The sequence below is a fragment of the Pseudomonas sp. YeP6b genome, assembly GCF_025642995.1.
Taxonomy (GTDB): Bacteria; Pseudomonadota; Gammaproteobacteria; order Pseudomonadales; family Pseudomonadaceae; genus Aquipseudomonas.
The window spans coordinates 2,506,787-2,522,604 of record NZ_CP080090.1 but is presented as its reverse complement, the minus strand read 5'-3'; the positions used below and the strand labels follow the sequence as shown (position 1 = coordinate 2,522,604).

General features: G+C 62.6%; 12 protein-coding genes. All 12 read left to right on the top strand.

Features of this window, described 5'->3' with window-relative positions; genetic code table 11:
• Positions 1-398 precede the first annotated feature (398 nt).
• From KZH41_RS11360 to KZH41_RS11305, 12 genes are read left to right on the top strand one after another with little or no spacing between them, the layout of a single operon-like run.
• The gene (locus KZH41_RS11360; RefSeq protein ID WP_263274837.1) at positions 399-1,838 is read left to right on the top strand and encodes an undecaprenyl-phosphate glucose phosphotransferase; all 1,440 of its coding nucleotides are present in this window, start codon (positions 399-401) and stop codon (positions 1,836-1,838) included.
• Positions 1,838-3,301 (top strand): mannose-1-phosphate guanylyltransferase/mannose-6-phosphate isomerase, encoded by a 1,464-nt coding sequence (locus tag KZH41_RS11355; RefSeq protein ID WP_263274836.1) that lies wholly within the window; start codon positions 1,838-1,840, stop codon positions 3,299-3,301. Before KZH41_RS11360 ends, KZH41_RS11355 begins: the two co-directional genes overlap by 1 nt.
• A 1-nt stretch (position 3,302) precedes the next feature.
• Complete coding sequence (locus tag KZH41_RS11350) at positions 3,303-4,214, top strand: glycosyltransferase family 2 protein (protein ID WP_094951204.1); 912 nt, start codon at positions 3,303-3,305, stop codon at positions 4,212-4,214.
• Positions 4,215-4,243: 29 nt separating this feature from the next.
• Entirely contained in the window at positions 4,244-5,020 is a 777-nt protein-coding gene (locus KZH41_RS11345; protein WP_094951203.1) for a polysaccharide biosynthesis/export family protein, read from the top strand.
• 14 nt (positions 5,021-5,034) lie between these two features.
• Positions 5,035-7,026 carry a GumC family protein gene (locus KZH41_RS11340; protein WP_263274835.1) on the top strand — a complete coding sequence of 664 codons (1,992 nt, stop codon included), beginning with the start codon at positions 5,035-5,037 and terminating at the stop codon, positions 7,024-7,026.
• Positions 7,026-8,216: a glycosyltransferase gene (locus KZH41_RS11335; protein ID WP_263274834.1), complete on the top strand. Its 1,191-nt coding sequence runs from the start codon at positions 7,026-7,028 to the stop codon at positions 8,214-8,216. Before KZH41_RS11340 ends, KZH41_RS11335 begins: the two co-directional genes overlap by 1 nt.
• Entirely contained in the window at positions 8,206-9,534 is a 1,329-nt protein-coding gene (locus tag KZH41_RS11330; RefSeq protein ID WP_263274833.1) for a GH39 family glycosyl hydrolase, read from the top strand. The genes KZH41_RS11335 and KZH41_RS11330 overlap by 11 nt, the downstream gene beginning before the upstream one ends.
• A gap of 8 nt (positions 9,535-9,542) precedes the next feature.
• Positions 9,543-10,760, top strand: coding sequence for a glycosyltransferase family 4 protein (locus KZH41_RS11325; protein WP_263274832.1), 1,218 nt, complete (start codon positions 9,543-9,545; stop codon positions 10,758-10,760).
• Positions 10,751-11,854 (top strand): glycosyltransferase family 4 protein, encoded by a 1,104-nt coding sequence (locus KZH41_RS11320; RefSeq protein WP_263274831.1) that lies wholly within the window; start codon positions 10,751-10,753, stop codon positions 11,852-11,854. The genes KZH41_RS11325 and KZH41_RS11320 overlap by 10 nt, the downstream gene beginning before the upstream one ends.
• Positions 11,851-13,284 carry an O-antigen ligase family protein gene (locus KZH41_RS11315; protein WP_094951197.1) on the top strand — a complete coding sequence of 478 codons (1,434 nt, stop codon included), beginning with the start codon at positions 11,851-11,853 and terminating at the stop codon, positions 13,282-13,284. Before KZH41_RS11320 ends, KZH41_RS11315 begins: the two co-directional genes overlap by 4 nt.
• Before the next feature lie 2 nt (positions 13,285-13,286).
• A complete protein-coding gene (gene murJ, locus KZH41_RS11310) occupies positions 13,287-14,696 on the top strand; it encodes a murein biosynthesis integral membrane protein MurJ (protein ID WP_263274830.1) in 1,410 nt (469 codons plus the stop codon).
• 43 nt (positions 14,697-14,739) lie between these two features.
• Entirely contained in the window at positions 14,740-15,774 is a 1,035-nt protein-coding gene (locus tag KZH41_RS11305; protein ID WP_094951195.1) for an acyltransferase family protein, read from the top strand.
• The last annotated feature ends 44 nt before the right edge of the window (positions 15,775-15,818 follow it).

The window sequence follows — 15,818 nt, the reverse complement described above, 5'->3', positions numbered from 1 at the left end:
CCGTCTCAAAGGCCGTACTTTCTGGGACTTAGCGTGCCCTCTTTGTCCCCTTTTCCTACCGCCGCTCAAAAAAGCTTTACCCATCTAGCAGGAAAATTCTCATATTTGTTCCTACACTCAAAAACACACCCCCAACACCGAGTGCTCGAACAAGGAACGTCAATAAAATGCCACAAAAAATACCAGTTAACGTGTCTAGCACGCCACCTCCAGAGCATCGTCAACCCACCGACAAAGCAATCCTAAGGAACATTCCTTAAGTCACTGCCCACGTAAAACATTCATTTGGATAGCTTCAGATGAAGGGTCAGTTGCGTTTTAGCCAGAGTAGCCGTCGTTCGTCTTGTGCGTATTCAAGCAAGCCGAACAGAAGTCTGGAGTGCAATGAGGGATGTTTTATGCGAGAGAAGTCGTCAGTCGACAGCCTGTTTCTGACCCGCGCCGGATTTGTTGAGTTTTTTGTTGTTTTCGTCAAATTGATCCACGGCCTGACGGCTATTTTGCCGCCACTGGTGCTGGTGCTTTTCCTCGACCCGATGGCCCCCGAACTGCGTTCTCACTTCCTCGGTTTGCTGCTGTTTTTCGCGATTCTGACCATTATTCTGTTCCAGGCCCTGAGCATCTATTCCGAGGATCTGTTCAGTAATCGCCTGCGCCTGCGGGCCAAGATAGTCGCCTGGTCGGCGGCGTTCTGCATCTTGCTGTTCATGTACCAGATCCTGCTGTTTTTCCCGCAATTGACCCCGCGCAATCTGGTCGCGTGGTACTTCGCCAGCCTAGGGCTGTTCTGCCTTGAGCGCCTGTTGATGCTACGCCTGTACCGCAACCTGATGCGCAAGGGCAAATACCTGCAACGTACGGTAATCCTGGGCTTCACCGACACCGCCGTGCACGTCGCCGACCACCTGCAACGCAATGGCGATATCCGCTCCGGCCTGATTGGTTTTATCGACGACCGCACCGAGCGCATTCCCAAGGAACTGAGCAACCTGCCGCTGCTGGGCAACACCCGCGACCTGGAAAAACTGATCCGCGCCGAGCAGGTCAACCAAGTGATGATCTGCCTGCCGTGGGCTGCCGAGCAACGTATCCACGGGCTGGTCAATCGCCTGCGCCAGATGTCGGTAAACGTGATGCTGGTCCCGGACATGGCCGCCCTACGCTACGGCCACAGCCGCATCACCGACGTGGGCGGCATTCTGATGTTCAACACCTCGCAGTTGCCGCTGCGCGGATGGTCGCCGGTAATCAAGCGCTGTGAAGACGTGCTGCTGGCCAGCTTCGCACTGGTGGCGCTGTCACCGGTGATGCTGGCGACGGCAATCGCGATCAAGCTCGACTCTAAAGGCCCGGTGCTGTTTCGCCAGAACCGCTTCGGCTACAACGACAACGAGATTCGCGTGTTCAAGTTCCGCTCGATGTTCACCGACCAGAGCGACTTCACCGCCGAGCAACAAACCACCCGCAAAGACCCGCGCATCACCCGCGTGGGCCGGATTATTCGTAAAACCAGCATCGACGAACTGCCGCAGCTGTTCAACGTGCTGCTGGGCAATATGTCGATGGTCGGCCCACGCCCCCACGCCACGGCGACCAAGGCCGCCGGTATCCCGTTCGAAGTCGCGGTGAGCGAATACAGTTCGCGACATCGGGTCAAGCCGGGCATCACCGGCTGGGCACAGATCAACGGCTACCGAGGCGAGACCGACACCCTGATCAAGATCCAGAAGCGCGTCGAGTACGACCTGGAGTACATCTCCAAATGGTCGGTGTGGTTTGACTTGTACATCGTCTTTATGACGGTCCCCGCCGTCCTCTCCACCAAGGAGGTCTATTGATGAATGCCCTCAACGGCTTGATTCCCTGCATTATTTCCGGTGGTTCGGGCACACGGTTGTGGCCAGTGTCGCGGCAGAACATGCCCAAGCCCTTCATGCGCATGCGTGACGGCATGAGCCTGTTGCAAAAGACCTTCCAGCGCGCCGCGCGCCTGCCAGGTGTGGAAAGTGTGCTCACGGTGACCAACCGCGACCTGCTGTTTCGCACCCTGGATGACTACCGCGTGGTCAACAAGGCGCACCTGCCGTTGGACCTGTTGCTGGAGCCGTTCGGGCGCAACACCGCGGCGGCCATCGCGGTGGCGGCGCTGCATGTGCAGGAGCATTTCGGCGATCAGGCGCATCTGCTGGTAATGCCTGCCGACCACTTGATCAGCGATGAAACCGCGTTCGCCGCCGCTGTGACCCAGGCCCGTGAGCTGGCCGAAGCGGGCTACCTGGTGACATTCGGCATCCAGCCCGACCACCCGGAAACCGGCTTCGGCTATATCGAAAAAGGCGACGTGCTGGGCACCGGCAACCGCGTCAAACGCTTCGTCGAGAAACCCGACCTGGCCACCGCGCAAGGCTACCTCGACGGTGGCAAACACCTGTGGAACGCCGGCATGTTCTGCTTCAAGGCCAGCACCTTGGTGGACGAACTCGCCGTTCATGCTCCCGACGTACTCGCGGCCGCGAGAGCCGCGCTGGAACACAGCCAGAACCTGCAGAATAAAACCTCGCGCCAGCGTGAACTGAGCGCCGAAGGCTTTGGCGCTGCGCCGGATATTTCCATCGACGTGGCGCTGATGGAGAAGTCCAAGCAAGTTGCCGTGGTGCCCTGCGACATCGGCTGGAGCGACATCGGTTCCTGGGAAGCGCTGCGCCAGCTCACCCCCAGCGATGCCAATGGCAACCAGGTCAATGGCGAAGCGATTTTGCATGACGTGCACAACTGCTACGTCGACTCGCCCAAGCGTGTCCTCGGTGCTGTCGGCGTGCGCGACCTGATCATTGTCGATACCCCTGACGCGCTGCTGATCGCCGACGCCAATCGCAGCCAGGATGTGCGCTACATCGTTGCCGAACTCAAGCGCCAGGACCATCCGGCGTACAGCCTGCACCGCACCGTAACCCGGCCGTGGGGCACCTACACGGTGCTGGAGGAAAGCAGCCGCTTCAAGATCAAGCGCATCGTGGTCAAGCCGCAGGCGTCGCTGTCATTGCAGATGCATCACCACCGCAGCGAGCACTGGGTGGTGGTCAGCGGCGCGGCACAGATCACCAATGGCGAGCGCGAATTCCTGATCAACGCCAACGAGTCCACCTACATTCCGGCCGGGCACAAACACCGCCTGACCAACCCCGGCATCATCGACCTGGTGATGATCGAGGTGCAGAGCGGCGAGTACCTGGGCGAAGACGACATTGTGCGTTTTGACGACATTTACGGGCGTGCGCCCGCTGCCGACGTGAAAAAGTGATATGCGTACCTCGCTGATCATCCCGACCCGCAACGCGTCCAGCCACCTGGCGCGATTGCTGCCCGCGCTGAAAATGCAGACGCTGCTACCGGACGAAATGCTGGTGGTCGACAGCGCCTCCAGCGATGACACCGTGGCGCGCTTTCGAGAGTTCGGCGCGCGGGTCGAGGTGATCAACGCCCGCGATTTCAACCACGGCGGCACACGACGTTGGGCCAGTGAACAGGTGAGCGGTGACGCGCTGATCGTGATGACCCAGGACGCGATCCCCGAAAGCCCCGAGACCTTCGCCAACCTGCTCGAAGAATTGCAGCAAGACCCGCTCAACGGCGTGGCCTACGGCCGCCAACTGCCGCACCCCGGCGCCGGCGTGCTGGGTGCGCAATCACGGCACTTCAACTACCCGCAACACAGCCGCAGCAAGAGCCTGGCCGATGCGCCGCAGTTGGGGATCAAGACCTGCTTCAGCTCCGACTCGTTTTGCGTGTACCGACGCAGCGCCTTGCAGGCCGTCGGCGGTTTTCCCGCCGATGTGATCGGCAGCGAAGACGCCTACGTCGCTGCGCGCCTGCTGCTTGACGGCTACAAGGTGCGCTACGCCGCGTCAGCGCGGGTGTACCACTCCCACGATTACCGACTCATGGATGAGTTTCACCGCTACTTCGACATTGGCGTGTTTTACGGCCGCGAGCCGTGGATTCGCCAGGCCTTTGGCGATGCCGGCGGTGAAGGTAAACGCTATGTACAGGCTGAGCTCGCGGCATTGCGCGCAGCCGGTGCATTGCACCGCGTACCCGAAGTACTGGTGCGCAGCGCGTTCAAGTTGCTCGGCTATCGGCTGGGCCATCTGGAACGCCGGCTCCCACTCGCCCTCAAGCGGCGCATCAGCATGTTCCCCGGTTATTGGAGGTGAGCAGCATGACCTACAGGAAGTCCCCCTTGATGAAAAAAACCGTGCTCCTCTTGGCCATGTTGGCCTTGGCCGCCTGCAATACGCCGGCACGCATCGTCCCGCCGGATGACCAGACCGTGGAGGACGGCAAACGCGCCCTCGACCAGTTGGCGCAGTTGCCGCCGGCGGTGGAACGCATCCGCATCGGCGACCAGTTGCGCATCGTGCGCGATGCCGGCGAGATGCCGACGCTGTCGGCGTTCAACGTCAGCACCATCTACGAGCTGACGCTGTACACGGTGCAGACCGACGGCAAGATCAACTACCCGTTCCTGGGCCCGATCCAAGTCGCCGGGCGCCAGCCATCGGAACTGGCCACCGAGCTAAGCAAAAAGCTCGCGCCGGTTTACCGCGAGCCACGCGTCACGGTGAACATCAACCAGGCACCGGGCAACTCGGTGATCGTCGGCGGCGCGGTGAATAACCCGACGGCGGTACAACTGGGCACGGCCAACACCCTGGAGCAAGCGATTGTCGGCGCCGGCGGGGTGAACCCATCGGGCAATGCCAGCATGGTTGCGTTGTTGCGCGAAGATGCCCAAGGCGCCTACCACGCCTACTTCCTGGACTTCAGCCAATACCTCAAGCCCGGCCCCAACGGGCGTAAACCGGTGCACCTGCAACGCGGTGACGTGGTGTTCGTGCCCAAATCCAATGTGGGCGAGCGCATCCAAGGAGTGGATACCTACTTGAACCAACTGATCCCGTTCACCAAGTCCATTGGGGTTGGCTACAACTACACCCGAACCAGCGGCGGCAATAACTAAAGGAGCGACATCCCATGATCGAGATCCGTTCTTTTCGTGATCTTCTGCGTCTGTTCTTCATCTTCCGGCATGAGTTCAAACTGGCGGCCATCGCGGCGCTGGTGATCATTTTGCTGGGGGCCTTTTTGCTGCCGGCCAAGTACGAATCCACCGCGCGCCTGCTGGTCAAGCCGGGGCGCGATTCGACCTTGCCGATCGAGATCAGCAACCGCCAGGCGCTGGTCATGCCCAGCACCCAGCGTGACCCGATTGTCGACGAGGAGCGCCTGCTGACCGGGCGCCCCATCGTGCGTGCGGTGGCCGAGCAATACCTGGAAGCGATCGACAAAATGCCGCCACCGGAAGGCTTCTGGAAGCGCACCAAGTACTACGTCAAAAGTGGCGTCGGCGCCGTGTTCGACGGCCTGCGCGTGGTGTTAGAAACGGTGGGCATCGTTGAAAAAACCACCCCAGTGGAACGCCTGGCCGCGAGCCTGGAGAAGAACTTCGAAGTGAGCCACGCCGCCGGCTCCACGGTGATGGATATCAGCTTCAAGTGGGGCGACCCGGAGATCGCCCAGGCGGTGGTCAAAAGTTGGGTCGAGACCTACATCAACGAACGCACCCAGGCCTTGGGGCGCAAGAGCCTCTACGCCTTCTATGAAGGCCAGGTGTCCAACAGCGCCACCGAGATCAAGCGCTATAAGGAGCAAATCCTCAAGCATTTAAATGAGATCGGCGCGGCGAGCATCACCGATCGCCTGGAAGATTTGTCCGAACGCATCAACGTGCTGCGCGGCGAAACGTTCAACACCACGCGCCTGATCGCCTCTTCCGACAGCGCTCTGGACAGCACCCGCACTCAGCTCAAGACCCAGCCCAAGGAGGTGACCACGGTCCGCCAGATTGCGCTGAACCCGCAGCAGCAAGATTTGCGTCGCCTGCTCAACCAGAAGCTGCTGGAAAAAGCCGACATGATGCGCACCTACACCGACAACGCGCCGCCGGTCAAAGCCCTGGATGCCTCGATCCGGGCGATGCAGGCCCAGGTTGCAGGTGAAAGCAACACGGTGCAAAGCTCGGAAAACCGTGCGCCGAACACCCTGGAAATCCACTTGCAGCGCGTGCTGCTGGATGAGTCGAGTAACAACCTGGCCTTGCGTACCCAGTTGGTGCAGCAGCAGAAGCAATTGGTGAACCTCGAAGCGCAGCGCAAGCAAGCCCTGGAAATAGAGCCGGAACTGGCGCGCCTTGCCCGTGAGCTGAGCGCCACCGAGCGCAACTACGCGCTGTACGTGGACAACCTGGAAAAATCGCGCATCGACCGTGAGCTGGACAACAGCCAAATCAGCAACATCGCGGTGATCGAAGAAGCCACCTTGAACCCAGGCCGCATCTTCCCCAAAACCCTGGTGATGCTGGTGTTGGCGATCCCGTTCGCGATCGTCGTCGGCCTGCTGGTGATCTACCTGTGCTACCTGCTCGACCAGCGCATTCACGACGGCGGGCTGGTAGAGCGCAAGTTCGGCTTGCCCCTGTGGACGACACTGCCGGAGCTGGACACCAGCACCGCGCAGAGTACCAACGCGTTCAATGCGAGCATTTACCGGCTGTATAGTTTGCTGCAATTGGACCGCGTGGCCGAACAAGGCCTGACCCTCGGGCTGACCTCGGCGCGCCACGGCGAAGGCGTGACCTTTGTGGTGGAACAGCTGCGTCAATTGCTGCAGGAAAACGGCATCACCGTGCGGGTCGGCGGCGTCGAGCCGCCAGCCCGCGGCGAAGTGGTGCTACTGGATGCCTCGGCGCTGCTGGACAACCGCGATGCCTTCATCAACCTGCGCCGCGCCGACCTGATCGCCTTGGTGGTGGAAGCGCAGAAAAGCACGGTGCCGGTGGTGGAACACGCGCTGTCGATCCTCAACACCGCGTTCGGCAAGGTGGACGGCATCATCATCAACCGGCGCAGATTCGAAGTGCCGGCCAAGGTGCTTAAAACCATCGCCAAATACCGGGGGGCGTTCTGATGCACATCGCCCTGCTCGCGCCTTTGCCGCCGGAGAAAAATGGGATCGCCGACTACGCGAACCATTTCAAGACGGCCTTGGAACAGCTGGGCGTGACGGTGGCGACACCGTTGAGTGGCGTGCAAGGCACGACGCAAGCGATCAAGCACGCCATCGCCGCGTTCGACTGGCACAGCGTGGACCTGGTCCACGCCGAGCTGGGCGGCGGGCGATTGGGCGAGTTCCTGGCCCTGCGCGAACTGCGCAAGGCTTACCCCCGACTGCCGCTGACCGCCACGGTGCACGACCCGGAACGCATGGTGTGGCGCCGCGAGCACCTGCCCTTCCCGTTAAACCTGCTGGAACGTTTGCCCAACCCGCTGCCGCAAGCGGCGGTGGTGCTCGCCGACCCGCTGACCTTGCGTGAAGAACGCCACGTCGCCCAAGGCCTGACGCGGCTGATCACCCTCACCCGCCTGGGTGCCGATTGCCTAGGCTTGCGCATGCAACTGCCGGCGGGCAAAGTGGCGGTGATCAACCACGCCAACCTGGCGATTGCTCCCGCGCCATTAACCTCGCTGGACACCTTGCACCTGCTGTATTTCGGTTTTGTCTACCGTGGCAAGGGCATTGAGGACCTGCTGCAGGCCCTGGCCGATACCTTCAAGCAAGCCCCCCAATTGCGTGACCGTGTGCGCCTGACCCTGGCCGGTGGCACTGCCGCCGAAATGGCGTTCGGCGCAGGCGGCAATTACCTCGAACAGTTGAACCGCCAGATCGCTGAACTTGGCCTGGCGGGCTCAATCGACTGGCGGCTGAACCTGCCGGCCAGCGAGATTGCACAGACGATCCAGGCGCACCATGTGATGGTGCTGCCGTACCGCGAATCGAAAAAGCTCAGCCTGCTGGGGCGCCAGCGCGGCACCAGTGGCGCGCTGTCCTGGGCTGCGGCGTGCGGGCGCGGGGCGATTACCTCGGATGCGCGGGCGTTTGCCGAAGAAGTCGCCAGCGGCAATGGCGCGATCTATCCCCAAGGCGACGTGGCGGCGCTGAGCGAACAACTGCTGCGCCTGGCGCGCACGCCGACATTGGCCCGCGACTGGGCCGAACGTGCCGGGGAAATTGGCCGCGAACGCCTGTGGCCGTTGACCGCACAGCAATTCAAGCAACTCTTTGAGCAGGCAATTGCAGGAGCCCCTGATGGCGCGTAAACGCACGTTCCTCGCCATCCTTGCGGTGGTTGCCGCACTTGGCCTGACCGCCTTTATGTGGGGCCGCCAGGCCGACGCCGAGAGCCATGTGCTCAAGGGCAACAAGGTGGTGGTGTGGAAGGATTTTTTGGGGGTTAACGCGCAATTCCTGTGGTTCAGCCCCGAGCGCTACCAGATGCAGATCGACCGCCTCAAGGCCTTGGGCCTGGAATGGGTGCGCCTGGACCTGCATTGGGATCAACTTGAGCCGGTGGAAAACCAGTATCAGGTGGCGACCCTTGATCAATTGGTCGGCAACCTGCAAACCAACCAGCTCAAGTCGGTGTTCTACCTGGTGGGCTCGGCGCCCTTCGCCACCACCGCGCCGGTCGGTGCGCCCTATCAGGACCAATACCCGCCCAAGGACCCGAACGTGTTTGCCAACCGCATGGCGCTGTTGTCGCAGCGCTACCCCAGCGTGAATGCCTGGCAGGTGTGGAACGAACCGAATTTGCTCGGTTTCTGGCGCCCGGTGGCCGACCCGGCCGGCTACGCCAACTTGCTGACCGCCACGGCCGCCGCGTTACGCGCGGTTAACCCGAGCAAACCGGTGGTGGCGGCCGGCATGGCATTCTTCAGCGAAATGCCCAACGGCCAGACCCTGTTCGATGCCCTCGGCGCACTCGGCGTGGCCAGCCTTAACACGGTAATTTCCTACCACCCTTACACGCAGCTGCCCGAAGGCAACGACCCGGCCAACCTGGACTTTATCGCCAAGACCACTGCGCTTAACCAGTCCCTGCGCAACGCCGGCGTGCAAACGCTGTGGAGCACCGAGTGGGGCTGGTCGACCTACCCCGGGCCGAAAGACGCCCAGGACCTCATCACCCTGCAGGGCCAGGCCGATTATGTGGTGCGCCGCGTGGCGTTGATGAGCGCAATGGATTACGACCGGATCTTCCTGTTCACCTTGAGCGACCTCGACCAGCGCGCCAGCGTGCGCGACCAGTTCTATGGCTTGCTCGACATCGACGCCAACCCCAAGCCGGTCTATACCGCCTTGAAGAACTTCCTCGACGTCAGCGGCCCGCAGCTCACGCCCGGCGACCCGCCGACCGCCGACCAATTGCCCGACGGCCTGTTCAGCATCGGTTGGACCCGCGCCGACGGCCACAAACTGTGGTTCTTCTGGTCGGCCCAAGGCGGTAACGCGCACTTGCCCAACCTCGCCAGCGCCACGCTGTACGACCCGCTGCGCGGCACGCAAACCCCGGTGAGCGGCACCAACGGGCTGACCCTCGCGGTCAAGTCGAACCTGCAAATTTTGTTATGGGATTGAAGCCCGCCATGCGTATTTTATGGATCCTGCCTTACTCGCCCTGGCCGGCCACCAGCGGCGGCAAGACGCGCCAGTTTCACCTGCTGCGCAGCCTCGCCGCGCGTGGGCATCGGATTACCTTGCTGCTGCATGACAAGCACCCGGTGTCGCTGACCGATCGCCAGGTGCTGGAAGCGTTCCTGGAACAACTGATCATCCTGCCGCGCCGCCCGCTGCGCAGCTTGAAAACCCTGGTGGCCGGGCTGTTTGCGCCCTACCCGTTGCTGGCCAGCGTGAATGGCCTGTCGGGGGTGTTGCAGGACACCTTCAACCAATTGCTGAAGGAGCATTGGGACGTGGTGCAGATCGAGCACAGCTACACGTTCCAGCCGTACGAAGACGCCCTGGCGCGCACATCCCAGCCTTTCGTGCTGACCGAACACAACGTTGAATCGGCGCTGGGCGCGGCCACTTATGACCGCCTGCCACGCTGGGCACTGCCGTTCATTCGCTACGATCAATGGCGCTATGTGCACTGGGAACGCCGGGTGATGCGCCAAGCCACGCAGGTGGTGGCGGTCACCGACGGCGATGCGCAGGTGCTGGCAACGATCGCCGGTAAACCGGTGCCGGTGGTGGTCAATGGCGTGGACTGCGATCACTTCGCCGCCGCCCACCCCGACCCGTCGACGCGCCGCGTGTTGTTCCTCGGCAACTATGAATACGCGCCCAACGTGGACGCCATCGAGTGGGCCCTGGATGAAATCCTGCCCAAAGTCTGGGAGCGCTGCCCCGACGCGCGCATGAGCGTGTGCGGCTTCGGCATGCCCGGCAGTTGGCGTGAGCGATGGAAAGACCCGCGCATCGAATGGCAAGGGTTTGTGCCGAACCTGTTGAACCTGCAATCGAGCTGTTCGGTGTTTCTGGCGCCGCTGCGCCATGGCGGCGGCTCCAAATTGAAAGTGCTCGAAGCGCTGGCCGCCGGGCTACCCTTAGCGAGTACCGAGCAAGGCGTGTCGGGCTTGGACCTGATCGAAGGCCTGGACTATCTGGGCGGGCAAACCGCCGACAGCCTGGCGGATGCCGTGGTGCGCCTGCTGCAATTTCCCGAGGCCGCCGCGCCCATGGGCGAAGCGGGCCGCGCCTATGTTCGCCGAGCTCATGACTGGAGCGTCGCCGCCAGCCAGCTTGAGCAGGTGTACGCGCGCCTTGCGCCGCTCAATCAAAAGGAGCCCGCATGCGCATAGGCCTGGATTACCGCACCGTCGGCACCTCGCCGCACTCAGGGATCAGCCGCCAAGTGTACGCGCTGGAAGCTGCCTTGCGTACCTTGCCGCAGGTTGAACTTGAGCGGTTTACCGTGGCGCCTCTGGGCGATGAAACCCGCTTGCAGGCGCACTGCCCGGCCTGGGGTTGTGCGAAAACCGCAATGCATCAGCCGCAGAATCGCCTGCGTTTCGAGGCCGGTTTTTTGCCGCGTGCATTGCGTGAACAACAGATCGACCTGTACATCAGCACCTTCAATATGGGCCTGCCGCTGCCTCCCAAACCCAAGGGTTTGCGCACCGTGGTGCTGTTGCATGACCTGTTCCAGATCACCTTGAACAACTACCACGCCAACCGCTTGAAGGCGCTGATCTACAAGACCTGCGATCGGCTGTCGATTGCCTACGCGGTGCACAGCGCCGACCGCGTATGGACGCCTTCGCAGTACAGCTTTGAAGAAACCGCGCGGCTGTTTCCCAAGGCAGCAGGCAAGATTCGGGTGCTGCCCAATCAAGTGGACAGTTTTGTCGAACTGGCGGCCGACCTCACGCCGCGCAAGCTGCCCGAGCAGTTCTGGCTGCTGGTGGGCACCCGCGAACTGCGCAAGAACGTGCCATTTCTGGTCGACGCCTGGCAGCAAGCGCGGCGCCTGTCACCCGACGTGCCGGCCTTGGTGCTGGTGGGCAGCCTTGAGCATTTGCCCGAGGCGCAGCGCAACCTGCCGGGCATTCGCGCCCTCAGCGGTGTGACGGATGCCGAGCTGCACGCGCTGTACCGCCAGGCCTCGCGCCTGTGGCAGCCGTCGTATGCCGAAGGGTTCGGCTTGCCGGTGATTGAAGCCCTGAGCGTCGGCACGCCGGTGGCCGTCGCCAGTGGCACCTCGCTGGATGAAATCACTCCGCCTTCAGCGCCGCGCTTCTCGCCCACTGACGGTCCAGCGCTGATGCAGTTGATGCTCGACCTAGTGGCGCGCCCCGCGCAAGAGTCGCCTGAGCAATGCCGGCTGTGGGCGCAACGTTTCAACCATCAGGCTTATCGCCGACGCCTGGCCGAACTGATCGAGGAATTGAAATGAGAGTCTCCCTGGCAAGCCTCGTCGCGATCCTGTTCGGCCTGCTGTTTGGCGCCCTGGCCTTGCTGCTGTCACCGGCCAAGGCGTTCCTCGCGTTGATCGGCCTGGCCGCTGCCGTGACCATCCTGCGCTTCCCGCTCTGGGGCTTGTTGCTGTTTGCCGGGGTCGCGACGTTTATGCCGTATTCGACGCTCAACCTGGGCATCCGCAGTACGGTGAGCGAAGCCATCCTCGCGCTGACTTGGGGCGCGGTGCTGTGGCACAGCTTTCTGTCGCGACTGCCCGACACGCCGAGCCTGTCGCGCCGCCCCACCGACCAGATGCTGTTGTGGCTGATGCTGTTCAGCGTGTTCCCGTTTATCGTCGGCCAAGTCACCATCCACGCCGACAGCAGCGGCGTGGCCAACTGGCTGCGCTGGTTGCTGAACCTGTCGGGGGTGTTCCTGACCGCCAAGTTACTGGTGAACCAAAAGCAGCGCGAATCCCTGGTCATTGCCCTGCTGCTGGGCAGCCTCGCGATGCTGGTGCTGTCGATTGCGGTGTTTGTGCGCACCCGCTCGGGCGCCGGCATTGCGCCGATTCTGGCGCTGTTCAATTACGGCAACTTCGACATGTTGAAATTCGGCCTGGAGGCAATGGCATCACGCATGGGCTCGCCGTGGATGCACCCCAATGCCATCGGCGGGATCATGGCGCTGCTGCTGCCGTTGGCGTTCTGCTACGGCATGACCGAACAAGGTTGGAAACGCGCACTGGGCCTAAGCGTGGCCTGTCTGGGCGCCGCTGCGTTGCTATTGGCCAGTAGCCGTGGCGCGATGGTCAGCCTGGCCTTGGTGCTGATCTGGATGGCCACGCGTCGCGTGCCCTACACCGGGCGCTTGTTGATGATCGGCGCAGCACTGACGGTGGCGCTGGTGATGGCTTATCCGCCGCTGCAGGATCGCCTGGCGACGATTTTTTCGTCGGACAACGCCAGTACCGAAGTCCGTTTCGACGAATACCGCATGTTCCCGCAGGCCGTGGAGGCGTACCCGTTCGGCATCGGCTTCAAGGTTGACCCGCCGGTGCCAGGTACGCACTTTTTAGGGATCTCGAACTTGTGGCTGAACTACATCTACAAGATCGGCATTGTCGGCATGCTGCTGTTTGTCGCCGTCACCGTGCGCTGGTGGCGTGAAGCGCGCCCGGAGCCAGGCCCAATCCGCCTGACCAAGGACAACGCGTTGTGGCTGGGCAGCACCGCCGGGATTCTCTCGGCGCTGGTCAGCGGCTTGTTTGACCACTACTTCAGTTTTGCCGTGGTGATGGTGTCGCTGTTCTGGTTGATGGTGGGCCTGAATGTGCTGGAGGCACGGCGGCTGTTTCCGGCGCGACTGCCGCAGGCCAAGGCCGTGGCTCTTCGCAAGCCGATGCTTGACGGCGCAAGGCCTTAGCCGTGCTTGGCAGCGCCGTCTGGCTGACCCTGGCGACCTTATTGGGCCTGTGCCTGGGGTTCGCCCGCGAGTGGCTGCTGGTGGCGGCCTGGGGCGCGGGCGAGCGCAGCGATGCGTTCCTGATCGCGCTGTTTTTGCCTGAGGCGTTGCGTATGTCGCTGGCCGGTGGCGTGCTCAGCGCCGCCGCGCTGCCGTTGTACCTGCAACGCAAAGATGGCGAGCGCTTGGACTGGCTGGGCGTGCTGTTCCCGGCATTGATGCTGATTGCCTTGCTCACCAGCCTGTTGCTGACGTTGTTGGCGCCGTGGCTGGTGCAGTTGCTGGGCCCGGGGCTCGCGGCGAGTGCCACGGCGCTGGCCAGCGGCAACCTGCAGATCGTCGCGTGGTGTGTGCCGGGCTTGATGCTGCATGCGCTGTTCAGTATTCCGTTGCAGGCCAGCGAGCGGTTTGTGCTGGCGGGGCTGGGTTCGCTGCTGTTCAACCTGCCGCCGGTGACGTACCTCGCCGTGGCCGGCACCGCCACCCAACCCCATGGGTTGGCACTCGCTTGCCTGGCCGGCAGTCTGTTGATGCCCTTGGCGCTGCTGCCGTCGATCTGGCGTCAGGGCTGGCGGCCGTGGCGCTGGCAATTGAGTGTTGCGCCACTGCGCGAGCTGGGCCAGCGCATCGGGCCACTGTTGCTGAGCAATGGCGCCAGCCAAGGGCTGGCGTTGATCGAGCGGCTGGTGGCCTCGCTGCTCGGCGAAGGCGCGGTGACTTGGGTCAACCTCGCCCGCAAGCTGATGAACCTGCCGCTGATTGCGTTGATGAGCCTCAACCAGGTGCTGCTGGGCATGATGAGCCGACGCCAGGGCGATGAGCGCCTGGCCTTGCTCAAGCGCGGCCTGGAAACCGCCAGTGTGCTGACATTGCCGGCCGGGGTTGGGCTGGTCGCGGCGGCGCCGAGCCTGGTGGCGCTGCTGCTGCCCAAACAATCGGCGGACTCGCCACTGCCGCTGCTGCTGGCGTGGTTCGCCGTGCCGCTGGTGTTCGGCGCCTGGAACGCCTTACTCGCGCGCTATGCCTACGCCGCCGGCGATACGCGCCAGCCGCTGCGTTGCGAGTTGCTCGGCAGCCTGGTCAACGTGCTGTTGCTGGGCGCCCTGCCGTTTGCGTTTGGCTTGGCGGGTATCCCGCTGGCCGCGCTGGCGGGGGTGATCTGCACGGCATTGCTGCTGATGCAGCGTCAAAACCTGCTGGGCGCCCTGCCCTGGGCGCGGCAATGGTTACTCAGTGCGGCTGTCATGGGGTTGGCCGCGCTGGTGCTGTTTCGGATTCAAGGCGTATGGCTGCAACTGGGGCTCAGCACCCTGGCAGGCGTCGTGGTGTTGCTGGGCATGGGGCTGTGGCTGAAGCCGTGGCGCAAGGCGTGAATAATCGTTCGGGGGTGGTCAGGTGAAACATCGTTGGATACAGATGGATATTGCCAAAGGCATTGGCATCCTGATGATCGTGTATGGCCACAGTTGGTTCGTCGCCAACTCTCCGGAGCTGATCTATCCGGTCATCGCGTCGTTCATATTGCCGTTGTTCTTTTTCCTGTCCGGGGTGTTCTTCAAGCCCGAGCAACCGTTTGTGGAGATGGCGATACGCAAGGCCGACGGCCTGCTCAAGCCGTTTTTCTTCACGATGCTGGTGTATGTGATCGTACGCAGCCTATTGCGCGGGCAACCGCTGCTGCCGGATGTTGGCGGCGTGCTGTACGCCTCGGTGGACACCATTCCATGGCAGGCACTGTGGTTTCTGCCGCACTTTTGGGTAGCGATTCTGTTCAGTGGGTTGATGCTGCGGCTGATCCAGCGCCTCAAGCTGTCACTGGCGATGGGCTGCCTGCTGATGGTCGCGCAACTGTTACTCGGCATCTGGGTGCTGCCGTGGTTCTGGCAAATTCCCGTGACCGTCGGTGAGCACACCTGGACGCTGCCCGGCCTGCCCTTCAGCCTCGAGATCACCCTGATCAGCAGTACCTACTTCGTGTACGGCTACCTGCTGCGCGATTGGCTGCGCCGCCATGAAGGCTCGCTGCTGACGCTGGTGATTTCAGTGGCACTGTTCGCCGCGGTGTTCCTCTACAGCCACGACACCATGGACCTGGCGCAGCGGCGCTACGACCACTGGTTGTGGACCAGCCTGCTGGCGGTAATCGGCGTGTACGCGTGCTGGGCACTGGCGCGGGTGCTGATGGTCTCGGCCGTGATCACGCGGGCGATGACCTACATCGGCCAGTCGACCCTGATCCTGTTGATCTTCCATGGGGAGATCCAGCACAAGACCGTCGACCTGATGGAGCGCCTGGGCCTGCACCCGTTGGTGTCGGCCTGCGTGGGCCTGGTGGTGGCGGTGGTGGTGCCGTTGCTGATCGGGGAAGTGATCAAGCGGGTGGCGTTCCTGCGGTTTTTCTACTTTCCGTTTCCGGTGCGCAAGGCCGCTAAAACTTCAGAGCAACGCTAACACGCCTGTGGGAGCGGGCTTGCCCGCGATAGCGGTGGATCATT

What these genes read in the sequence shown, in the direction of transcription:
- KZH41_RS11360 (WP_263274837.1), top strand. Translation starts at nt 399, where the DNA reads ATGCGAGAGAAGTCGTCAGTCGACAGCCTGTTTCTGACCCGCGCCGGA.
- KZH41_RS11355 (WP_263274836.1), top strand. Translation starts at nt 1,838, where the DNA reads ATGAATGCCCTCAACGGCTTGATTCCCTGCATTATTTCCGGTGGTTCG.
- KZH41_RS11350 (WP_094951204.1), top strand. Translation starts at nt 3,303, where the DNA reads ATGCGTACCTCGCTGATCATCCCGACCCGCAACGCGTCCAGCCACCTG.
- KZH41_RS11345 (WP_094951203.1), top strand. Translation starts at nt 4,244, where the DNA reads ATGAAAAAAACCGTGCTCCTCTTGGCCATGTTGGCCTTGGCCGCCTGC.
- KZH41_RS11340 (WP_263274835.1), top strand. Translation starts at nt 5,035, where the DNA reads ATGATCGAGATCCGTTCTTTTCGTGATCTTCTGCGTCTGTTCTTCATC.
- KZH41_RS11335 (WP_263274834.1), top strand. Translation starts at nt 7,026, where the DNA reads ATGCACATCGCCCTGCTCGCGCCTTTGCCGCCGGAGAAAAATGGGATC.
- KZH41_RS11330 (WP_263274833.1), top strand. Translation starts at nt 8,206, where the DNA reads ATGGCGCGTAAACGCACGTTCCTCGCCATCCTTGCGGTGGTTGCCGCA.
- KZH41_RS11325 (WP_263274832.1), top strand. Translation starts at nt 9,543, where the DNA reads ATGCGTATTTTATGGATCCTGCCTTACTCGCCCTGGCCGGCCACCAGC.
- KZH41_RS11320 (WP_263274831.1), top strand. Translation starts at nt 10,751, where the DNA reads ATGCGCATAGGCCTGGATTACCGCACCGTCGGCACCTCGCCGCACTCA.
- KZH41_RS11315 (WP_094951197.1), top strand. Translation starts at nt 11,851, where the DNA reads ATGAGAGTCTCCCTGGCAAGCCTCGTCGCGATCCTGTTCGGCCTGCTG.
- KZH41_RS11305 (WP_094951195.1), top strand. Translation starts at nt 14,740, where the DNA reads ATGGATATTGCCAAAGGCATTGGCATCCTGATGATCGTGTATGGCCAC.